At 61.0% G+C, this 17,479-nt stretch carries 19 protein-coding genes, 1 tRNA gene and 2 pseudogenes; 12 read left to right on the forward strand and 10 right to left on the reverse strand.

Annotation, left to right across the window (positions count from 1 at the left end):
- Positions 1–55 precede the first annotated feature (55 nt).
- On the forward strand, positions 56–1,306 hold the full coding sequence (locus tag AB7813_RS28945) for an MFS transporter (RefSeq protein WP_439070663.1): 1,251 nt from the start codon (positions 56–58) through the stop codon (positions 1,304–1,306).
- Here the strand turns inward: AB7813_RS28945 and AB7813_RS28950 are convergent.
- The 4 genes from AB7813_RS28950 to AB7813_RS28965 form a co-directional block, all read right to left on the reverse strand.
- Positions 1,303–1,680, reverse strand: a complete 378-nt coding sequence (locus AB7813_RS28950) for a hypothetical protein (RefSeq protein WP_139285952.1) — start codon at positions 1,678–1,680, stop codon at positions 1,303–1,305. The two genes, AB7813_RS28945 and AB7813_RS28950, sit on opposite strands and share 4 nt — an antisense overlap.
- Positions 1,681–1,850: 170 nt before the next feature.
- Positions 1,851–2,258: a DUF4864 domain-containing protein gene (locus AB7813_RS28955; RefSeq protein WP_439057606.1), complete on the reverse strand. Its 408-nt coding sequence runs from the start codon at positions 2,256–2,258 to the stop codon at positions 1,851–1,853.
- A gap of 4 nt (positions 2,259–2,262) precedes the next feature.
- Positions 2,263–3,591: an amidohydrolase family protein gene (locus AB7813_RS28960; RefSeq protein ID WP_439082822.1), complete on the reverse strand. Its 1,329-nt coding sequence runs from the start codon at positions 3,589–3,591 to the stop codon at positions 2,263–2,265.
- Between the two features lie 912 nt (positions 3,592–4,503).
- Positions 4,504–5,154, reverse strand: a complete 651-nt coding sequence (locus tag AB7813_RS28965) for an HAD family hydrolase (RefSeq protein ID WP_439063245.1) — start codon at positions 5,152–5,154, stop codon at positions 4,504–4,506.
- A gap of 262 nt (positions 5,155–5,416) precedes the next feature.
- Between AB7813_RS28965 and AB7813_RS28970 the strand changes: the two are divergent.
- The 3 genes and pseudogenes from AB7813_RS28970 to AB7813_RS28980 form a co-directional block, all read left to right on the forward strand.
- A pseudogene (locus AB7813_RS28970) lies at positions 5,417–5,773 on the forward strand (IS5 family transposase); the annotation flags it as partial.
- 428 nt (positions 5,774–6,201) lie between these two features.
- On the forward strand, positions 6,202–6,441 hold the full coding sequence (locus tag AB7813_RS28975) for a hypothetical protein (protein ID WP_439063246.1): 240 nt from the start codon (positions 6,202–6,204) through the stop codon (positions 6,439–6,441).
- An 898-nt stretch (positions 6,442–7,339) separates the two neighbouring features.
- Positions 7,340–7,768: pseudogene (locus tag AB7813_RS28980) on the forward strand (tyrosine-type recombinase/integrase); the annotation flags it as partial.
- A gap of 143 nt (positions 7,769–7,911) precedes the next feature.
- On the opposite strand, the gene AB7813_RS28985 reads toward AB7813_RS28980, so the two are convergent.
- A tRNA-Ile gene (locus AB7813_RS28985) sits at positions 7,912–7,987 on the reverse strand.
- Between the two features lie 151 nt (positions 7,988–8,138).
- Here AB7813_RS28985 and AB7813_RS28990 point away from each other — a divergent pair.
- Positions 8,139–8,351 carry a DUF1328 domain-containing protein gene (locus AB7813_RS28990; protein WP_439063247.1) on the forward strand — a complete coding sequence of 71 codons (213 nt, stop codon included), beginning with the start codon at positions 8,139–8,141 and terminating at the stop codon, positions 8,349–8,351.
- 31 nt (positions 8,352–8,382) lie between these two features.
- Here the strand turns inward: AB7813_RS28990 and AB7813_RS28995 are convergent, their stop codons facing one another.
- Positions 8,383–9,360: a Bug family tripartite tricarboxylate transporter substrate binding protein gene (locus AB7813_RS28995; RefSeq protein WP_439063248.1), complete on the reverse strand. Its 978-nt coding sequence runs from the start codon at positions 9,358–9,360 to the stop codon at positions 8,383–8,385.
- Between the two features lie 148 nt (positions 9,361–9,508).
- Between AB7813_RS28995 and AB7813_RS29000 the strand changes: the two genes are divergently transcribed.
- Complete coding sequence (locus AB7813_RS29000; RefSeq protein WP_439082821.1) at positions 9,509–10,480, forward strand: TAXI family TRAP transporter solute-binding subunit; 972 nt, start codon at positions 9,509–9,511, stop codon at positions 10,478–10,480.
- Between the two features lie 213 nt (positions 10,481–10,693).
- Here AB7813_RS29000 and AB7813_RS29005 read toward each other — a convergent pair whose 3' ends face one another.
- Both AB7813_RS29005 and mobA read right to left on the reverse strand, forming a co-directional pair.
- The gene (locus AB7813_RS29005) at positions 10,694–11,902 is read right to left on the reverse strand and encodes an ABC transporter substrate-binding protein (protein ID WP_439082820.1); all 1,209 of its coding nucleotides are present in this window, start codon (positions 11,900–11,902) and stop codon (positions 10,694–10,696) included.
- Between the two features lie 54 nt (positions 11,903–11,956).
- Positions 11,957–12,589, reverse strand: a complete 633-nt coding sequence (mobA, locus tag AB7813_RS29010) for a molybdenum cofactor guanylyltransferase MobA (protein WP_439063251.1) — start codon at positions 12,587–12,589, stop codon at positions 11,957–11,959.
- Positions 12,590–12,659: 70 nt separating this feature from the next.
- On the opposite strand from mobA, the gene AB7813_RS29015 reads away from it, so the two are divergent.
- The 5 genes from AB7813_RS29015 to AB7813_RS29035 all read left to right on the forward strand — a co-directional run bounded on the left by AB7813_RS29015 (position 12,660) and on the right by AB7813_RS29035 (position 15,753).
- Complete coding sequence (locus AB7813_RS29015) at positions 12,660–12,908, forward strand: sulfurtransferase TusA family protein (RefSeq protein WP_093760742.1); 249 nt, start codon at positions 12,660–12,662, stop codon at positions 12,906–12,908.
- A 200-nt stretch (positions 12,909–13,108) separates the two neighbouring features.
- The gene (locus tag AB7813_RS29020) at positions 13,109–14,767 is read left to right on the forward strand and encodes an OFA family MFS transporter (protein ID WP_439063252.1); all 1,659 of its coding nucleotides are present in this window, start codon (positions 13,109–13,111) and stop codon (positions 14,765–14,767) included.
- A gap of 87 nt (positions 14,768–14,854) precedes the next feature.
- Positions 14,855–15,118, forward strand: a complete 264-nt coding sequence (locus tag AB7813_RS29025) for a hypothetical protein (RefSeq protein ID WP_068737016.1) — start codon at positions 14,855–14,857, stop codon at positions 15,116–15,118.
- A 159-nt stretch (positions 15,119–15,277) separates the two neighbouring features.
- Positions 15,278–15,574, forward strand: coding sequence for a hypothetical protein (locus AB7813_RS29030; protein ID WP_439063253.1), 297 nt, complete (start codon positions 15,278–15,280; stop codon positions 15,572–15,574).
- Positions 15,571–15,753 (forward strand): hypothetical protein, encoded by a 183-nt coding sequence (locus AB7813_RS29035; RefSeq protein ID WP_439063254.1) that lies wholly within the window; start codon positions 15,571–15,573, stop codon positions 15,751–15,753. The genes AB7813_RS29030 and AB7813_RS29035 overlap by 4 nt, the downstream gene beginning before the upstream one ends.
- Here AB7813_RS29035 and dapA read toward each other — a convergent pair.
- Together dapA and AB7813_RS29045 are read right to left on the reverse strand one after the other, a co-directional pair.
- Positions 15,750–16,724 carry a 4-hydroxy-tetrahydrodipicolinate synthase gene (gene dapA / locus AB7813_RS29040; RefSeq protein ID WP_439063255.1) on the reverse strand — a complete coding sequence of 325 codons (975 nt, stop codon included), beginning with the start codon at positions 16,722–16,724 and terminating at the stop codon, positions 15,750–15,752. The genes AB7813_RS29035 and dapA overlap by 4 nt on opposite strands.
- 10 nt (positions 16,725–16,734) lie before the next feature.
- Positions 16,735–17,004: a hypothetical protein gene (locus AB7813_RS29045; RefSeq protein WP_439063256.1), complete on the reverse strand. Its 270-nt coding sequence runs from the start codon at positions 17,002–17,004 to the stop codon at positions 16,735–16,737.
- Positions 17,005–17,188: 184 nt separating this feature from the next.
- Here AB7813_RS29045 and AB7813_RS29050 point away from each other — a divergent pair, with 184 nt between their 5' ends.
- Positions 17,189–17,449, forward strand: coding sequence for a DUF6496 domain-containing protein (locus AB7813_RS29050; RefSeq protein ID WP_439063257.1), 261 nt, complete (start codon positions 17,189–17,191; stop codon positions 17,447–17,449).
- Positions 17,450–17,479: the final 30 nt, after the last annotated feature.

Here is a 17,479-nt window from a genome sequence, read left to right on the forward strand (position 1 = left end):
CTAATCCTTCGGCATATCGCTTGACCCGTGGGCACACGCCGAGGATGTTGCCGCCGTGACCATCGCGACCCCCACCTCAGATTCGACGCCGTTCCTGCCTGACTCCCGTCAGGCCTGGATCCGGCTGTCGCTTGCCTTGATCATCGGCTCACTGGGGTCAGTGGGCATGTGGTCGGTGGTGGTGGCGCTCCCGGCCGTGCAGGCCGACTTCGCGGCCAGCCGCGGCGCGGCGTCGCTGGCCTTTACCCTGACCATGGTCGGTTTCGGCCTCGGCGGCGTGGTGGCCGGGAGGCTCACGGACCGGTTTGGCATCGTGGCCACGATTGCGCTTGCGACGGTGCTGATGGGGGCCGGTTATCTTCTCGCGTCGCAGTCCACGGCGCTCTGGCAGTTCAATCTTATTCACGTGGTGATCGGGGCAGGGTCGTCGGCGACCTTCGGGCCGCTGATGGCGGAGGCGTCGCACTGGTTCGAACGCCGGCGCGGCATCGCGGTGACTGTCGCCGCAACCGGCAGCTATATCGGCGGCACGCTCTGGCCGCCGATTGTCAGCTGGGGCATTCTGACTTTTGGTTGGCGCTCGACGCATATCAGTGTCGGGGTCGTCACAACCGTCCTGATGCTCCTGATGCTTGTGGTTCTGCGCGCGCAGATGGGCACGGTCACACGACGTAGTCACGTCAATGCGCCGCCGCCCAAAGTCGATCTCCAGCTCAGCAACAACACGCTGACGACGCTTCTCTTCGTGGCCGGCATCGGTTGCTGTGTCGCCATGGCGATGCCGCAGGTGCATATCGTCGCTTATTGCGGGGATCTCGGCTACGGCGTGACGCGCGGCGCCGAGATGTTGTCGCTGATGCTGGCCTGCGGGATTGTCAGCCGTGTTGGCTCGGGTTTTCTGGCCGATCGTATCGGTGGCATTCGCACACTGCTTATTGGCTCGTTGCTGCAGGGATTCGCACTGCTGTTCTATTTGTTCTTCGACAGCCTGGCTTCGCTTTACATCATCTCGGCGATGTTCGGCCTGTTCCAGGGCGGTCTGGTGCCGGCCTATGCCATCATCATCCGCGAGGCAATGCCCGCATCGCAGGCGGCTACGCGTGTCGGCATTGTCATATTGGGCACGGTAGGAGGCATGTCACTTGGCGGCTGGATGTCGGGCGTCATCTTCGACGCCACGGGCTCCTACGCGGCAGCGTTCATGAACGGCCTCGCCTGGAATGCGCTCAACGTCACCATCATCACGGCGCTGATGCTGCGGGCGCGCCGCAGGTTGATTTTCTCCTCGGGCGCATCGGTCGCCTAAGGCGTCAGATCCTGCACCGGCGGCATCGCCGGAAATCCATCGATCGGTACGTTTTCGAGCGCGCGTTTGGCCGGGCCGCTACCGAACATGCAGTCCAGCGTCGGCTCGGCAATCGCCGTCATGGTCCGCGGGATCAAGCTTCGTTTGTCCGGCGGCAGCCAGTTCTCGTTCAGCGTGGGGACGCCGCGCTCGGTGACCCCGTACAGGATCGCGTCGAGAATATCGCGATCGCCGATCTCGCTGATCAGCGCGGTGCGGACGCAGTCGCAGATCGCTTCGGGATGCGCATAGCGCGACACCATGAAGGGCGCGCAGAGCCGAATGAACTCGCCGCGCGGATCGGGCATCAGGGATAGGCGACGCGTGTCAGTCATCGCGATGGTCGACACCCCGCACGCCAACAGGCTGCCCAGGACAATGGGAGACAGTGTGCTGAGGGACAGGTACCGCAACAAATTCACCCGGGAAGCAACCGTAGGACGAGAGACGTGCAGGACCTATTATAGATGATGTGAGGTGCGAATGTGAATGCCGCTGTGAGGTGTCACACAGCCTGGCCGACTTTCAGCAACATGCAGCCGCTGATCTTCAGGCTACCATCCGGCTGCGGCTCCAGCGTGTAGAGCGCATCCCACGGCACACCATCGGCATCGACGATATGGACCTTCTGCTCGATGGTGCCACCGGACGTATTGCTCTCGGTGAATTCGAAGCTGCGATGGCGATAGATGGGCGCATAGGCGTTGCGTACCATGTCCATGAAGCTGTCGGGATCGGTGAAAATGCTCTGGATGCCGGGGGCCGCGAATCCATAGGCAGTCACAGCATCGTCGCGCGCCAGCGCATCGGCTTGGGAGCTGATGATCTTTTGCGCCGCCGCTACATCGTCCGCAGCACGGACAGGCGATGCGAGGCCGATCATTATGACGGCAAGAAAGAGGAGGTTGCGCATAGACTCACTTGCTCAAAGTGTTCTTGTAGATGACGCCGTCTTTCATGATGATTTTGAGGTTATTCGCGGGATCGGCAATCAGGTTGATGTTGTCCAGCGGATTGCCGCCGACAAGCAGTAAATCCGCGAGCGCGCCCTGTTCCACGACGCCGAGCTTGCCGGGATAGGGATTGCGCTTGCCGGACAGTGCCAGCAGTTCGGCGTTTGTCGATGTCGCCATGACCAGCGCTTCGGCGGGCGTGTACCAGCGCGTGAGCGAGGCCAGAATTGCCCCCTGTTGCTGCGCGAGCGCGCGCGAGAACAGCACGTCGGTGCCCCACGCCGTCTTGATCTTGTACTTCTTGGCAAACTCGTAGGACCTGGCTATGCCGGGCCAGACCTCATCCGCCTTGGCCCGCTGGACTGAACCTTCGGGAAAGCCAAGCCTCAAGCCCTCGGGGAGGGGCTGCAAGCTCAACCAGATGTCCTTCTCGGCAAGCAGCCTGGCGGTTGCCTCGTCCATCAGCATGCCGTGTTCGATGCACTTCACGCCAGCGGCAACGGCTCTCTGGATCGCCGCCGGAGTAAAGGCATGCGCGGCGACATATGTGCCCCAATTCTCGGCCGCTTCAACGGCGGCGCGTAGTTCGGCTTCGGTGAAAGTGGTCACGTCGACCGGACTGAAGGGTGACGACACGCCGCCGCCCGCCGTCAACTTGACCTGGGAGGCGCCCTGCATGAGTTGCTCGCGCGCGCGCAGACGCACCTCGTCAGGGCTGTCGGCGACGATCGCGCCACCGACCTGCTCCATGCGGGTGAGCATGCCGCCGATCGTGCGTGGCAGATCGGTTAGCTGCCGGAAATCCCCATGCCCGCTCGTGATAGTGATCATGGCGCCAGACGGATAGATGCGCGGGCCCTTGACGATGCCCTCGTCGATGGCACGCTTGAGGCCGAACACCGGCCCGCCAACATCGCGAACAGTGGTGAAGCCGCGCATCAGCGTGTCAGTCGCTTCGCTGCCGGCCAGCAGATTGTTGTAGCCGACGTCACCGAAAGCCTGTGCCGGCGTCACCCGTATCAACATCGTATGCCAATGATTGTCGATCAGGCCAGGCATCAGCGTATGCCCGTTTCCTGCAACACGCTGAGCGTCTGCGGCTGCTATCGGTGCCGTGGAAATACGCTCGATGAGGTTGCCCTTGATCAGCACATTCGACGGAGCGGAAAGAGTGGCGCTTCTCCCGTCGAAGATTCGAACATTTTCGAGGAGCACATCGCCGGCGCTCGCGCTGGTGCAAAATGTCAGCGCAAGAATCGCTGCGAGCCATCGACTACCGACAGGGAACAACATGAGCGTTCTCCGAGCAGTAAAGCCTGCACTATGACAGATACCGGCGTCCACTTGAAGGTGGCGCCGCTACCAGTGGATCCCGGCTGATGTTACGGGGAATCCGCTCGGCCAGACGTGAATATATCTGGTTGCTCAAGCTCGTCTGGCATCGCCCATCCTTCAGCCATCAAAGCGACATGGAGCGCGGTTCGAACGTCGGGCGGCTCAATTTTCCCGACAGTCGCCTCATCAAGAACAGCGATCAGCTTCGTCCACCGCGGCGTTGTCTTGGCTTCGCTGTCAACGTAACGCTGGACCCATCTAACCGCCGCCAGGAGAGAAAAGATCGTGCGGTTCCTCGCCGGGGTTTGCCCGGGCGCCTCAGGCATCAATCGAATTGGTTCAAAGATCATTTGTACACAAACCGACTGCTGAAATTCGCTTCATCGTGCCACAGAGCCGGCAATACGCAATGGGTGCCGGCATGCCCCGAAGGCTGCCGATAGATCACTACGAAGTTGACGGGTGCAGCACGTTGCGCCGGCCTGCTTGAAAATCTTGCTTCCGGCAGAGAAAAACCGCCGGCATTTTCGCACGGCGGCTACCGGAGTTCTTCCAAATTGATTGGTACTAAAACTTCCTCCTCCGGCGCACTAGGCCATGTACTCATAAAATCGAGATTAATCAGCACGTTCTGAACGATGCCCGCTATCCGACGCTTTGCGGACTTAAACCGGACATCTGCTCAGGTCCAAAAAGTGCCAAATTCCTGCCGCGGAGGCAGATTGAATGCCGGAGCGAGAATCTTCGAACGCGAGGGACAAATCGGCCGCAGCATTCCCCACGCCCGAAGCGAGCTTGTGGAACGCGGCTTCCTTCTCCGCCATAGAATTGGCCTGCTGTGCGTAGAAGCGCAGACATTCGTAACGGTTTCTATGAATCCCAGTCCTGCGCTGCCGCTCCGAGAACCTCGCTAAAGCTCTCAATCTCGCGGAGAGCACCGGAGAAGTCGTGTTTTCCATTAAAGGCATGGCGAACTGCAACGCAGTGACAACCGGCGGCTTTCGCCGCCTTCATGCCCGCGGAAGAATCCTCGAAGACGAGGGTATCCTTCGCGCTCACCCGCAATCGGGAAAGCGCTAACAGATAGGCTTCCGGATCGGGCTTATGACGCGCCACATCTTCCTGAGTGATGACCAGGTCGAAGGAGTTTTGTAGATCGAGCTTCGCCAGCACCTTCTCAACCATCCAGGTGGCAGCCGAACTGACCACTCCGATTGTTGTCCCGCTGCTCCGCGTTTCAAGAACGAATTGGCGGGCTCCCTGCGTTTCAGAGACTTCCGCCTCGATCAGATCGAGATAGAAGCCGCGGAAGCGATCATTGAACTCATCAAATGGCGGTCTTAGATCGTATCGTTTGAGAAAATGCCCGGTGACCGTGGGCCAGTCTTCGCCCATCACGTCAGCATAGATCAGGTGGTTGGCTTTCGCTCCATAGGACGCGCAGGCCTGAGCTAGTGCTCGTGCTTTCAAAGCCTCGCTGGCTGCAAGAGTGCTGTCCAAGTCAAATAGGTAGGCTTTCATCTTCGATCCGTATGAGGTCCGATGCCAGATAGTACTTGATGCGTTATGTAGGCAAAGGACCATTCACCGCTGCTCGCGACAAGTACGAAATTCTTGATATGCTCGCCAATACAGGAGCGACGATGAGTCCGGGTCGGGTCATTCACGTCTCTTTTGACATATCTGCAGCATGTCCGCTATCCGGCCCATCTCGGACCTGCAAATCGGCGTTGCGAACACCGAGATAGGCGTGATTCAAGCTCCCGAACGGGGAGCTCGAATCATGAGATACGAACTCACGGACTTTGAGTGGTCTGCCATCAGGCCGTTCCTTCCGAACAAGCCGCGCGGCGTACCGAGGGTCAACGACCGACGTGTCCTCAACGGCATCTTCTGGATATTGCGGTCAGGCGCACCATGGTGCGATCTGCCGGAGAGCTTTGGGCCTTACACGACCTGCTACAACCGTTTCGTTCGTTGGCGAATGGCTGGCATCTGGGACTTGATCATGAAGTCGCTCGCCGAATCCCATGACGGCTCCGTCCAGATGATAGACACCTCCATTGTCCGCGTTCATCAGCACGGCGGTTGCGCGGGCGGGGGCGAAACACGGCTGATGGGCCGATCGAGAGGTGGGCTAGGCCAAACCCGGCTTTCCGGTTCACAAACCAACCGAGTAAAAACATCGAGGCTGCCCCAAGAGAGCCGCTGCCAAAAAGGCGAGCCTTCGGTCTTCAATGAACAGGCCTATGCTAGCGATATTCGGTCGGCCGAAGAACCTTTTGAAAAAGAACTCGAAGAGCCAAAAATCGCGGCACCGAAGCACGCTAAGAACATCGGGTCCGATACATTTGCCTTGATCCAGGTCATCGTGCGCTCCCTTTCGCGCACTCTAACGTTGCGACGGGAGAGAGAAAGCGCCGGCTCACGCTGGGGTTAAAGTTGCGTGTATTTGAGCAGAACGCAGTTCAACAGCGTTTGAAGCGCTTTGCGCTTTCTCTTACACGGACAGGCCGTCGTCTGCGTTTGCGGGCATCTGAATTCGCGTACCCGCCGGAGGACCCCCGAATGATCTACCTCTACGTCGTCACGGGCTGCCGCGCATTGGAGGACGGCGTGGTCAACGTTCGAAGCGGCTTCGGCACAGTGATGGCAAACAGCCGCGACGAAGCGCTCGGGAAGGCCATTCAAATTTGGCATAAGGATCATCCTTGCCACAAAATGGTGTGCTTCAACGCAACCGCGCGGCCTGATTTGCGAGTTGTGAATTCGAAAAAGGCCCGGCGTCCGTATTTGATGCGCTGGTGAACGAAGGGACCTTTCATGCGCCAATGGATAGCGATCATCGCAATTGCCGCGCTTCCGACCACTGCGGAAGCATGCACCGTGTTTTCGTCGGCCCCTGAACGCGTGGCCAGGGCATACAGCACAAACGTTGTTCGCGCGGTCGTGCTCGTTCGGGTCGATCAGGCATCTTATGTTGGCTTACACCCCGGCCACGCTCGTCCTTGGCGCGCACTAGCGACAGCAAGCCGCGTTTTGCGAGGTGATCACTCCGACAGTCAGTTTGCTTTTGGAGGCGGCGGGGGCTCATCGGCCTGCGATCTCGGCTACACGTTGCCGACGCCCGGCGACGAATGGGTCGTGTACGTGTACGCTGGCGATGGCCGCGTGTTGCACGCGTTCCCGGCCGATTTGGCGCAGGAAGTCGATCCAAATCTTCGGCAGTGATACGCGCAATTGCGCGAACAATAACCTCCGCAACAACCCCGGTCCTGACAACAACTCCCCTCCGCAGAGAGGGGTTGTTGTTAGGTTATTGTCAAGCCGAAAACAAAAACCTCCTGCTGTGATATCAGATACTTAGGTGGGTTATAGGTTATTGTTCAATATATACACTTAACCCCTATATCAGAGGGACTTCACGGGAGAACGTGTATACGCGCGCGAAAACCCAACAACACGACCGGATGTCCTCAAACGATTCCTCAAAGTGTAGTCGAATTTTTCTGTGAAGATGGAAAGTGGTTTGACAAAGTTGCGAGCCTGCGGCCGTTTCGGTAAATGGTTCGCACATTCGGCGCGGCACAAAGTGTAGTTCAATCTCTGGGTTAAGAACCTGCGCGACTCATCCGAACGCGAAAAGCTCAAGGGCCGGAAAGTTGTCACCGAGAGGCGGCCTCTACGCCATCTTGCCCGTTTCATCTTGATTGGCCTCTATACGGGTACCCGTGCCGCAGCTATTGCCAGCGCTGCGCCTTGCCGAGCAGAAGGCAAGTCATTCGTCGATCTCGAAAATGGCATCTTCTACAGGCTGGCCATCGGCAAGAAAGCCAGTGCAAAGCGCCAGACACCCGTTCCGTTGCCCAATCGGTTATTGGCTCACATGCGAAGATGGGCGTGGACCGGTACAGCCGACAGGCACTTTGTTGAATGGAATGGGAAGCCGGTGGCGTCGGTGAAGACGGGCTTCGCAACCGGAGTGCGTCTGGCCGGGCTAGACCTAGCCGTAGGCAACGTTACGCCTCACACGCTACGGCACACCGCAGCGACTTGGTTGATGCAGCGGGTGGCCCCGATGTGGCAGGCAGCGGGCTTCCTTGGCATGAGCGAAAAAACGCTTCGCGACACATACGGCCATCACCATCCCGAATTCCTGCGGGAAGCTGCGGAAGCTATCGCCTCACGTCCAGCGCCCAAGAAAAAAGTAGCGTTGGTTGTTTCGTTGGTTGAAGAAAAAGCAAAGCGGTCGGAGATAGTCCAACCCTTTGAAATCACTGGTGGGCCCGGCAGGACTCGAACCTGCAACCAGACCGTTATGAGCGGTCGGCTCTAACCATTGAGCTACAGGCCCCGCCGGCGTCCAGCGGGCGTGAGGACCGGGGACGGCGGTGCAGGCACTCCTTATATCGGCCATCGCCTGTCGGCAATGCCGCGTTCCCGGGGGCGGAACTTTGGCCGGGCGGTGGCGTTGGCCCGCGCAATTTCAACGTAGGGAGGCGCGGGTGTTTCGCTGGGCTGTCATCTGTCTGATCATTTCCCTGATTGCCGGCGGCCTCGGCCTCACCAACATCTCGGCTTTCGCCAAGAAGCTCTCGATCATCCTCTTTGCGCTGTTCTTCCTCGGCTTCCTGGCTTTGCTGGGCTTCGCCTATCTGGTCGCCGGGGCGGTCAGCAGTTCTGAGCTGCTGCCCGCCATGGTCGCGTTGAGCGTCTAGCTCAGTCGCCCCCGGATCAATCGCCCCTGGCTCAGTCGACCGAGACGCCGGCGAATTCCACCACCTTGCGCCATTTCTCGGTTTCGGCGGCAACCAGTTTGCCGAATTCCTCGGGCGTCATGGGCTTCGGCACGCCGCCGGTCTCGGCGAGCCGTGCGATCAGCTTCGGATCCTTCAGCGCTTCGCCCACAGCCTTGTTGAGGGTGGTGATCACCTCCGGCGGCGTGCCCTTCGGCGCGGAGATGCCGTAGAAGCCGATGGACTCGAAGCCTGGCACCGTCTCGGCAATGGCCGGGACGTCCGGCACGATGGGCCAGCGTTGCGGCGAGGTGACGCCGAGTGCGCGGACGGTGCCGCCCCGCGACTGTTCGAGCGCCGTGGGCAGGTTGTCGAAGATCAACTGCACCTTGTTGGAGATGATGTCAGGAAACGCGATCGCCGAGCCGCGATAGGGCACGTGGATCATGTCGCATTTGGTCATCGCCTTGAACAATTCGGCTGACATATGCACCGAGGTGCCATTGCCCGACGACGCATAGGAGATCTTGCCGGGATTGGCCTTGCAGTAGTCGATGAACTCCTGGACCGTTTTCACAGGCATGCCATTCGATACCACCAGCATATTGGTGAGCTGCATGATGCTGGCGACCGGCACGGTGTCGCGGATGAAATCGTAAGGCAGCTTCTTGTAGAGCGAGGCCGAGATTGCGTTGTTCGGTGCGACGAACAGCAGCGTATAGCCATCCGGCGCCGAGGTCACGGCCGCGGCGGCGGCGAGATTGCCGCCCGATCCAGCGCGGTTTTCCACGACGAATTGCTGGCCGAAATGATCCGACAGCCACTGTGCCATGATGCGCGCCACGATATCGACGGGGCCGCCGGCAGCGAAGCCGATCAGCCAGCGCACGGGGCGATCCGGATAGCCGGCGGCGGAGGCGGGGAGGGTCGTCGTGGCGAGGCTGGCGAAGCCGACAAGACACAGCACAGCGGCACGCAGAAAAGCGATCATAGTTCCTCCCAGACATGAAAATCGCAGCGCTGATGCGCGACGTCGTTCGATCGGGCTTGCCGCCCGTTACCTCCATGCTTTCATAGAATTCGGATTTTGCCTACAAGCTTGGTCGAACGATGCAGGCTGATCGACGTCGAGGTGCCCCATGAAAATGATGCCGCTTGTTTGCGCAGCATTCCTGACTGTCACGACGGCCATTGCGCAGGAGGGAGCCAAGCCGATGTCGACCACCATGCCTCTCAGCTTGAGTCTCGGCACGGCGACGCCCGGCGGCGGCTTCCCGCTCTATGGCGACGCCTTTGCCGAGCTGATGAACAAGGCCGATCCGTCGCTGACGCTGGCCACGCGCAATACCAAAGGCTCGACCGAGAACATCCCGTTGCTCGAAGCCGGCCAACTCGATCTCGCTTTGGTAGCCGGCGAGCCCGCTTATGAAGCGTTCAAGGGCATCGGCCGGGCGCCGACGAAGCTGAAGATTATCACCGCGCTCTATTCCAATCCCGGCATGTTTGTGGTGCGCGCCGACAGTCCCTACAGGACGATCCGCGATCTTGTCGGCAAGCCGATCGCCTTCGGCGCCAAGGGCTCCGGCCTCGTATTCCTGTCGCGCTATGTGCTGGACGGGATCGGTCTCGATCAGGACAAGGATTTTCAGGCGGTCTATCTCGACCGCGCCGGCGACGGTCCGGCGATGGTGCAGGACGGCCGCGTCGCCGCGCTGTGGGGCGCAGGCCTGGGCTGGCCCGGCTTCAAGGCGATGAGCGAAAGCCCCGGCGGCGCGCGCTTCATTGCGCCCGATGCGGCGGAGATCGCGCAGATCCGCGCCAAACATACTTTCCTCAAGCCGATGCTGGTGGGCGCCAACAGCTATCCGAACCAGCCGATGCCGATCGCGTCGGTGGGCTCGTGGAGCTACATCCTCGCGCGCGAAACGCTGCCGGATGAGGTCGCCTATCGTCTGGCGAAGACACTGCACGGCGCCGAAGCCACGCTCGGTGCGCGGCTCGCACAGGCGAAGGAGACTACAGCATCGAATACGGTGGCATCAGCGCCCGATGTGGCGCTGATCCATCCCGGGGTGCTGAAGTATTTCAGAGAGATTGGGGTGGTGAAGTAGCGTAGTGGATCGCTCTTGCTTCCCCTCTCCCCCAGGCGAAGCGCAGCTTCGCTAGGTGGGAGAGGGTGGATGCGCGCCGAAAGGCGCGCAGACGGGAGAGGGGGCGCCACGAACTCCGAGTTTTGTGCACCCCTCTCCCGTCCGCGCTTCGCGCGGCCACCCTCTCCCGCAAGGGGAGAGGGAAAGTGGAGCGCCGCCGATAGTTTTTGTCTACTACTTCTTCCCCAATGCACAAGCCGGATCCGGCGGCCCGAATGCTTCCTCACCGGAAATCTTCGCGAGGATCTTGTAGTAGTCCCACGGATACTTGGACTCTTCGGGTGACTTGACCTGCACCAGCATCAGGTCGTGCACCATCAACCCGTCCTCGCGCAGTCTGCCGTTGCGTGCGAAGAAATCCTCGATGGGCTTCTCGCGTATCTTGGCGGCGACTTTCAGCGGATCGTCTGTGCCGGCCTCCTTGATGGCGTTGAGATAGACCATGGTGGAGGAATAGACACCAGCCTGCCACATGGTGGGCATCCGCTTGGTCTTCTCGAAGAAGCGCTTCGACCAGGCGCGGGTCTTGTCGTCCATGTCCCAGTAAAAGGCGGTGGTCAGCAGCAGGCCTTGCGCCGTCTGTAGCCCCAGCGAGTCGATGTCGGTGATCAGCGCCAGCAGCGCCGCCATCTGCTGGCCGCCCTTGAACACGCCGAATTCGCCGGCAGTCTTGATCTCGTTGATGTTGTTCGGCGGCCCACCGGCGATGCCGATGATCTTGGCCTTAGAGGCCTGCGCCTGCAGCACGAAGGACGACAGGTCCGATGCGCCGAATGGCGGCCGTACAGAGCCAATCACCTTGCCGCCAGTCTTGGTGACGACGGCAGATGCGTCGCGCTCCAGCGCATGGCCGAAAGCAAAGTCATCGGTGATGAAGAACCAGCTGTCGCCGCCGCGCTTCACCACTTCCTGCGCGGTGCCGACGGCGAGCGCGCGGGTGTCGAATACCCACTGCATCGTATAAGGCGAGCAGAACTTGCCGTGGAAGTCTGCAGCGCCGGTCGAATGGGTGATGAACAATCGCTTGCGATCGTTGGCGACGTTCTGAACGGCAAGGCCGACAGCAGACACCGGCACGTCGACGATGAGATCGACCTGATCGACATCGTACCAGCGCCGCGCCAGTGACGCGCCGACATCGGGCTTCAACTGATGATCGCCGATGATGATGCTGATCGGCTTGCCGAGCACGCTGCCGCCGAAATCGTCCACGGCCATTTGCGCGGCCGTCACCGAACCCTGGCCGGAGGGCGTCGAGGCCGGACCGTTCATGTCGGTGAGCACGCCGATCTTGACGACGTCGTCGGAAATCTGCGCCGAGGCGGTTGAGGCGAGGAGAGTAAGTGCAATGCTTGAGATCACGGACAAAGATGTGCCGCGCATGAAGGTCCTCCCATGTGTCGCGACACTTCGGCCGCGTGTTGGGAGAAGCTTAGGTCAGGCTTTGTCGTCGAGCAATGCAAGCCGCTCGGCTTCCGCAACGTCGTCCATCGTATTGGCGTTGAAGAACGGATCGACGGGATCGACCGGCCATTCCACGGTTGCGAGTCTGTAGCGGGACGTCCAGCGGCCGACCTTGCGGATGTCCTCGTTGACGAGCGCGTGCCGTAACTCATGGCGCAGGGAGATATCCCACAGGCCGACGACGGGGTGCGATTGCCCGGCCGATGACGCGACAGCAAGCTGCGCATTCTCCACGATGCGGGCCTGATGCAAGCGGGTGACGAGATCGCGCGGCAGGAACGGGCAGTCGCCGGCGACGCTGAGCATCCATGTGACATCCGGTCGGTTGGCGGCTGTCCATTCCAGACCTGCGAGAATGCCGGCGAGGGGGCCGGGAAAATCCGCGACGTCGTCGGCGATCACCGGCAGTCCGAAGGACGCAAATCGTGCGGGATCACCATTGGCGTTCAGCACCAGTCCGTCGCATTGCGGCGCGATGCGTGCGATCACGCGGGCCAGGATGCTGCGGCCACCAATCTCACGCATCGGCTTGTCGCCGCCGCCCATCCGGCGCGCGAGACCGCCCGCGAGAAGCACGCCCAGCGTGGCCGGATATGTGTTCGTCATCGCCATACCGCTGCATATGACATTTGACGCCAGCCCGATATAACGCAGTTGCACCAAGTGGAACCGCGCGATGCCCGTGACCAAGCTCGACCTGACCGGATTGAAATGCCCGTTGCCGGCGCTGATGACGCGCAAGGCGATGAAGGCACTGTCGGTCGGCGACCGCCTCGAAGTCCACTGCACGGACCCCCTCGCGGTGATCGACATCCCTGCGTTGATTCAGCAAAGCGGCGATCAGATCGAAGCCTCCGAACGCAGTGGCGATGTGATCGTTTTCTTCATCGAAAAACGAAATGCTGCGATTGCAAATCGCGATTGAATTGCTGCGATGCAGTGGAAATCATTGATAAATTTTCGCTCCTGATACCTTTGGACTATCGACTCCCGCAGTCGCTTCTGGCCCTGTTCTAAAGTGCGAGCGTGCGTAAATCTTTGTCCGCGCGCCGCAGGGGAATTGACGAAGCGACTTTTTCAAATCGCAGACCGGCTCAGAAGGGTCGGCTGCAGGGGAGAACTTTCATGACAAGTGTGGGCAACGCCGGAACACTGTCTGGCACCAAGCCAGGATTGCTGGAACGCGAACGCATCATTGCGACCGCCGGCTTCAACCGGTGGCTGGTTCCACCTGCTGCACTCTGTATTCATCTCTGTATCGGCATGGCCTACGGCTTCAGCGTGTTCTGGCTGCCGCTGTCGCAAGCAATCACGACACCTGCCTCGAAGGAAGTGTGCGAGGGCATGAGCCTCGCCACCGAGCTGTTCACCACCACCTGTAACTGGAAGGTCGCCAGCCTCGGCTGGATGTACACGCTGTTCTTCGTGCTGCTCGGCGTCTCCGCCGCCATCTGGGGCGGCTGGCTCGAGCGCGTCGGGCCGCGCAAGGCGGGCTTCGTGTCGGCGATGTGCTGGTGCGGCGGTCTCGTGCTCGGTTCGATCGGCGTCTACACGCATCAGCTCTGGCTGCTGTGGATCGGCTCCGGCGTGATCGGCGGCATCGGTCTGGGTCTCGGCTACATCTCGCCGGTGTCGACGCTGGTGAAGTGGTTCCCGGATCGTCGCGGCATGGCGACGGGCATGGCGATCATGGGCTTCGGCGGCGGTGCGATGATCGGCTCGCCGCTCGCCAACCTGCTGATGAATTATTTCAAGACCCCGACCGATGTCGGCGTCTGGCAGACCTTTCTCGCCATGGGCGTGATCTATTTTGTGTTCATGACCATTGGCGCGTTCTCCTATCGCATCACGCCACCGAACTGGAAGCCGGAAGGCTGGACCCCGCCGGCTACGGCGAATGCGATGATCACCACCGGCCACGTGCATCTCGACAATGCGCACAAGACCAAGCAGTTCTGGCTGATCTGGGGCGTGCTCTGCCTGAACGTGTCGGCGGGCATCGGCGTCATCGGCATGGCCTCGCCGATGCTGCAGGAAATCTTCGCGGGCAAGCTGATCGGCGCGCCGGATCTCTCCTTCAGCCAGCTCTCAGCAGCGCAGAAGACTGCGATTGCCGGCATCGCAGCCGGATTCGCGGGTCTGATCTCGCTGTTCAACATCGGCGGCCGCTTCTTCTGGGCGTCTTTGTCGGACAAGCTCGGCCGCAAGAACACCTACTACACGTTCTTTATTCTCGGCATCGTGCTCTATGCACTGGTGCCGACCTTCGCGGCGATGGGCAGCAAGGTTCTGTTCGTGCTGGCCTTCGGCATCATCCTCTCGATGTATGGCGGCGGATTCGCGACCATCCCGGCCTATCTCGCCGATATCTTCGGCACCCAGTTCGTGGGTGCGATCCACGGCCGGCTGCTGACGGCCTGGGCGACTGCGGGCATCGTCGGTCCGGTGGTGGTGAACTACATCCGTGAATTCCAGATCGCCGCCGGCGTGCCGCGGGCGCAGGTCTATGACTTCACGATGTACATCCTCGCCGGCATGCTGGTGCTGGGACTGATCTGCAACATGCTGGTGAAGCCACTGGCGCCGCACTGGTTTATGAAGCCGGAGGAAGTCGCGAAGTTGCAGGCCAAGGGCGCCGAGGCGGCGTCGGCCGGTGGAGGCTCCTATGGCATTGGCAAGGGCGGTTTCGACGGCGCAGCCATTGCCTTCTGGGCCTTTGTCGGTGTCCCGCTGTGCTGGGGTGTCTGGCTGACGCTGCAGAGCGCCGCGCGCATCTTCCAGTAAAACCTGCGCGGGACCGGCAGCGAAAGCTTCCGGTCCCGTTTCACATCTGACGAACAATCTTCAAAACAAGCACATTCGGGGATAACGATGACACGCATCACTACGGGCCTCGTGGCCGCACTGTTCGTTGTGACTTCAATGGGCGTTGCTTCGGCACAGGCGCCTGCGACGCCGGCAACCCCTGCTGCGCCCGCCAAGATGAAGCTGAACAAGCAGAGTCTGAAGGACATGAAGGCGAAGTGGAGCGCCAACAAGGGCAAGCTCAAGGCCTGCCGCAAGGACGTCAAGGTCAAGGGTCTCGCCGGCGACGATCGCTGGTTCTACATCGAAGACTGCATGGCCAAGAGCTGAGCGAGCGCTGGTCTTTCCGGCAGTTCCAGCCTCCTGATCTTTATGCCGCGCCTATGAACAGGCGCGGCTGCCCGTCTCGATTTCATATGGCGATGTCCGCATCTTCTCACCATCCCGACGCGCTCATGCGCCAGGGATTTGAGAAGACGGACAACGACCATGACGATGTTCTACAATCGCGATACGCAGCTGCACGATTTCTCGGCCGACAGCGCCTATCGCAGCTACCTCATCAGCCGCAATCAGCCGGCGATCGTCCATCACTCGGGCGATATCCAATGGAAACGGCTCTGCGTAGCCGCCCGGCTGACGCGTAACCACATCAAGGGCTTCTTCGCCGTCATCCACATGGCCCTGGTGGCCGACAAGATGCGCCGCGCGCGGCGTGAACTCGCGCGCGTCCGTGTGCGCGCCGCTGATACGCCGGTGCTTCAGGATCGCCGGAGCGAACCATGAGTAAAGACCGTTCTGCTGCGCTGTTCGCGCGTATCGGCTCCTACGCGACCATCATGCCGGGCATCCTCGCCCGGCTATGGCGTTTTGTCATTGGACCTGCCGTCTATCGGCCGGCCGCGCATTATATGCGCGGACCCGGCCCGAAATGTCGTGAGAAGAACGAGCGTCCACAAGCCTAGCGGGCGGGGCGCAGGGGCGGCGCGTCGTCGGGCTGTGCCCAGATCGCTTCCATCGCGGTGTGTACCTGCTGCTGCTCGGCATCTGTAAGCTCGGTCAGCGGCAGGCGCACGGCGGCACTCCCCAGGCCCCGCAAGGTCAATGCATACTTCACTGCCGATGTAACCTGGTCCGGCGGCAGAGCTGCTGCGAGCGGCGCCAGCATGTCGGAGATGGTCGTCGCATAGCGCGGGCATCCCTGGCGGGCCGCGTAATACATGCCGCGGCAGAGCTGCGGCGCCACATTGGCCATCGCGGAGACAACGCCGTCGCCGCCGAGCAGCAGATAAGGCAGGGCTGCGGTGTCCTGTCCCGTCAGCATCCGGAAACCCGCTGGCAGCAGCGGCCGCAATCGCGCCAGCCGTCCGGCGTCGCCGGTGTCGTCGCGCAGGCCTATCAATCGCGGCGAGGCGGCGAGACCGATGAGCGTGTCGTCGGTCAGCGCACGGGCACAACGCGACGGTGCGTCATGCACAATGACCGGCAGCAATGTCGCCTCCAGAATCGCACGGAAATGCGCTGCGATGCCACTTGCCGTCGGGCGGTTGTAATACGGCACGACCGATATGACGGCATCGGCGCCGGCGGCCCATGCCAGCCGCGTCGATTCAATGGCGCGGCTGGTGCAGTTCGATCCCGCGCCGGCAATGACGTGGATGCGCCCGCGGGCGACGCCGGCGGCAGTCCGGATCAGCGTGGCGCGCTCGTTCGAGGTGAGCGTGTCGGCTTCGCCGGTGGTCGCGCCGACCACGATGGCACTGGCGCCGGCACAGACCTGACGTTCGCACAACCGCGCGAAAGTGACGAGATCGAGCGCGCCATGCGTGTCGAACGGCGTCGGCACATCGGCGATGATGCCGTGCAGCCAGTCGTTGGCGTGATGGGAGGCACGAGCTTGCGGGAGGGCACGAGCCCGAAGAGCAACTGTGGACATGGCGGGAGGCTCAGGCGACGCGCCGTTGTTGTAACCGTTCGATAGAGGTTGCTGCCGTGAAAGGCAGGGCATTCATATCGAGTTCGATGAGGCCCGCCGTCTCGATGATAGCTTCGGGGCGATGGCCGTTCTCGAATAGTGCATAACGCACGGCATTCGCGCGGCTGACAAACAATCCGCCGAATAGGCCGTTCTGCTCCTGCGCGACCCACTGGCCGCGGCCGTTCTTGCCGATGAAAACGAGGGATGAGCTACACGAGGGAGGTTCGATGGTGATCACTTGCAGTCTCCAGTTCATTCGCTTGAGCGAATGGCTGCAAGATGATCGGCTGCCCGTTTGAAAACGAGATGAGATGCGGTGCTGCGTTATAGGGATTTCATAAGTGCGTCCGTTCGCACATCACCCACGCGGAACCATCACCGATGATGACGATTGATCGTTTCGATCACAACGGGAGCATGGAATGGCGAAATATTCCAAGAAGGCCGCCGCAAAGGTCGCGCGGGCCATGAAGAAGCGCAAGGCCGGTACATTGCGAAGCGGCGGCTCGGGCAAGAAGGTCACCAGTAAGAAGCAGGCGATTGCTATCGGCCTGTCCGAGGCTCGCGCCGAGGGCAAGAAGGTGCCGAAGGCGCCGAAGAAAAAGACGGTGAAGAAAGCCAGCAAGAAGACGGCGGGGAAAGAGAAAGCGGCCAAAAAATCCCGGAAGTCGACGAAGGCCTGAGGCTGCGCCGATGTACGTTGATCGACGCAT

It is taken from the genome of Tardiphaga sp. 20_F10_N6_6 (genome assembly GCF_052076045.1).
Taxonomy (GTDB): Bacteria; Pseudomonadota; Alphaproteobacteria; order Rhizobiales; family Xanthobacteraceae; genus Tardiphaga; species Tardiphaga robiniae.

Coding starts and splice junctions, on each gene's coding strand:
- AB7813_RS28950 (WP_139285952.1), bottom strand. CDS start 1,680: ATGACTGACACGCGTCGCCTATCCCTGATGCCCGATCCGCGCGGCGAG.
- AB7813_RS28955 (WP_439057606.1), bottom strand. CDS start 2,258: ATGCGCAACCTCCTCTTTCTTGCCGTCATAATGATCGGCCTCGCATCG.
- AB7813_RS28960 (WP_439082822.1), bottom strand. CDS start 3,591: ATGTTGTTCCCTGTCGGTAGTCGATGGCTCGCAGCGATTCTTGCGCTG.
- AB7813_RS28965 (WP_439063245.1), bottom strand. CDS start 5,154: ATGAAAGCCTACCTATTTGACTTGGACAGCACTCTTGCAGCCAGCGAG.
- AB7813_RS28975 (WP_439063246.1), top strand. CDS start 6,202: ATGATCTACCTCTACGTCGTCACGGGCTGCCGCGCATTGGAGGACGGC.
- AB7813_RS28995 (WP_439063248.1), bottom strand. CDS start 9,360: ATGATCGCTTTTCTGCGTGCCGCTGTGCTGTGTCTTGTCGGCTTCGCC.
- AB7813_RS29000 (WP_439082821.1), top strand. CDS start 9,509: ATGAAAATGATGCCGCTTGTTTGCGCAGCATTCCTGACTGTCACGACG.
- AB7813_RS29005 (WP_439082820.1), bottom strand. CDS start 11,902: ATGCGCGGCACATCTTTGTCCGTGATCTCAAGCATTGCACTTACTCTC.
- mobA (WP_439063251.1), bottom strand. CDS start 12,589: ATGACGAACACATATCCGGCCACGCTGGGCGTGCTTCTCGCGGGCGGT.
- AB7813_RS29015 (WP_093760742.1), top strand. CDS start 12,660: ATGCCCGTGACCAAGCTCGACCTGACCGGATTGAAATGCCCGTTGCCG.
- AB7813_RS29020 (WP_439063252.1), top strand. CDS start 13,109: ATGACAAGTGTGGGCAACGCCGGAACACTGTCTGGCACCAAGCCAGGA.
- AB7813_RS29025 (WP_068737016.1), top strand. CDS start 14,855: ATGACACGCATCACTACGGGCCTCGTGGCCGCACTGTTCGTTGTGACT.
- AB7813_RS29030 (WP_439063253.1), top strand. CDS start 15,278: ATGACGATGTTCTACAATCGCGATACGCAGCTGCACGATTTCTCGGCC.
- AB7813_RS29035 (WP_439063254.1), top strand. CDS start 15,571: ATGAGTAAAGACCGTTCTGCTGCGCTGTTCGCGCGTATCGGCTCCTAC.
- dapA (WP_439063255.1), bottom strand. CDS start 16,724: ATGTCCACAGTTGCTCTTCGGGCTCGTGCCCTCCCGCAAGCTCGTGCC.
- AB7813_RS29050 (WP_439063257.1), top strand. CDS start 17,189: ATGGCGAAATATTCCAAGAAGGCCGCCGCAAAGGTCGCGCGGGCCATG.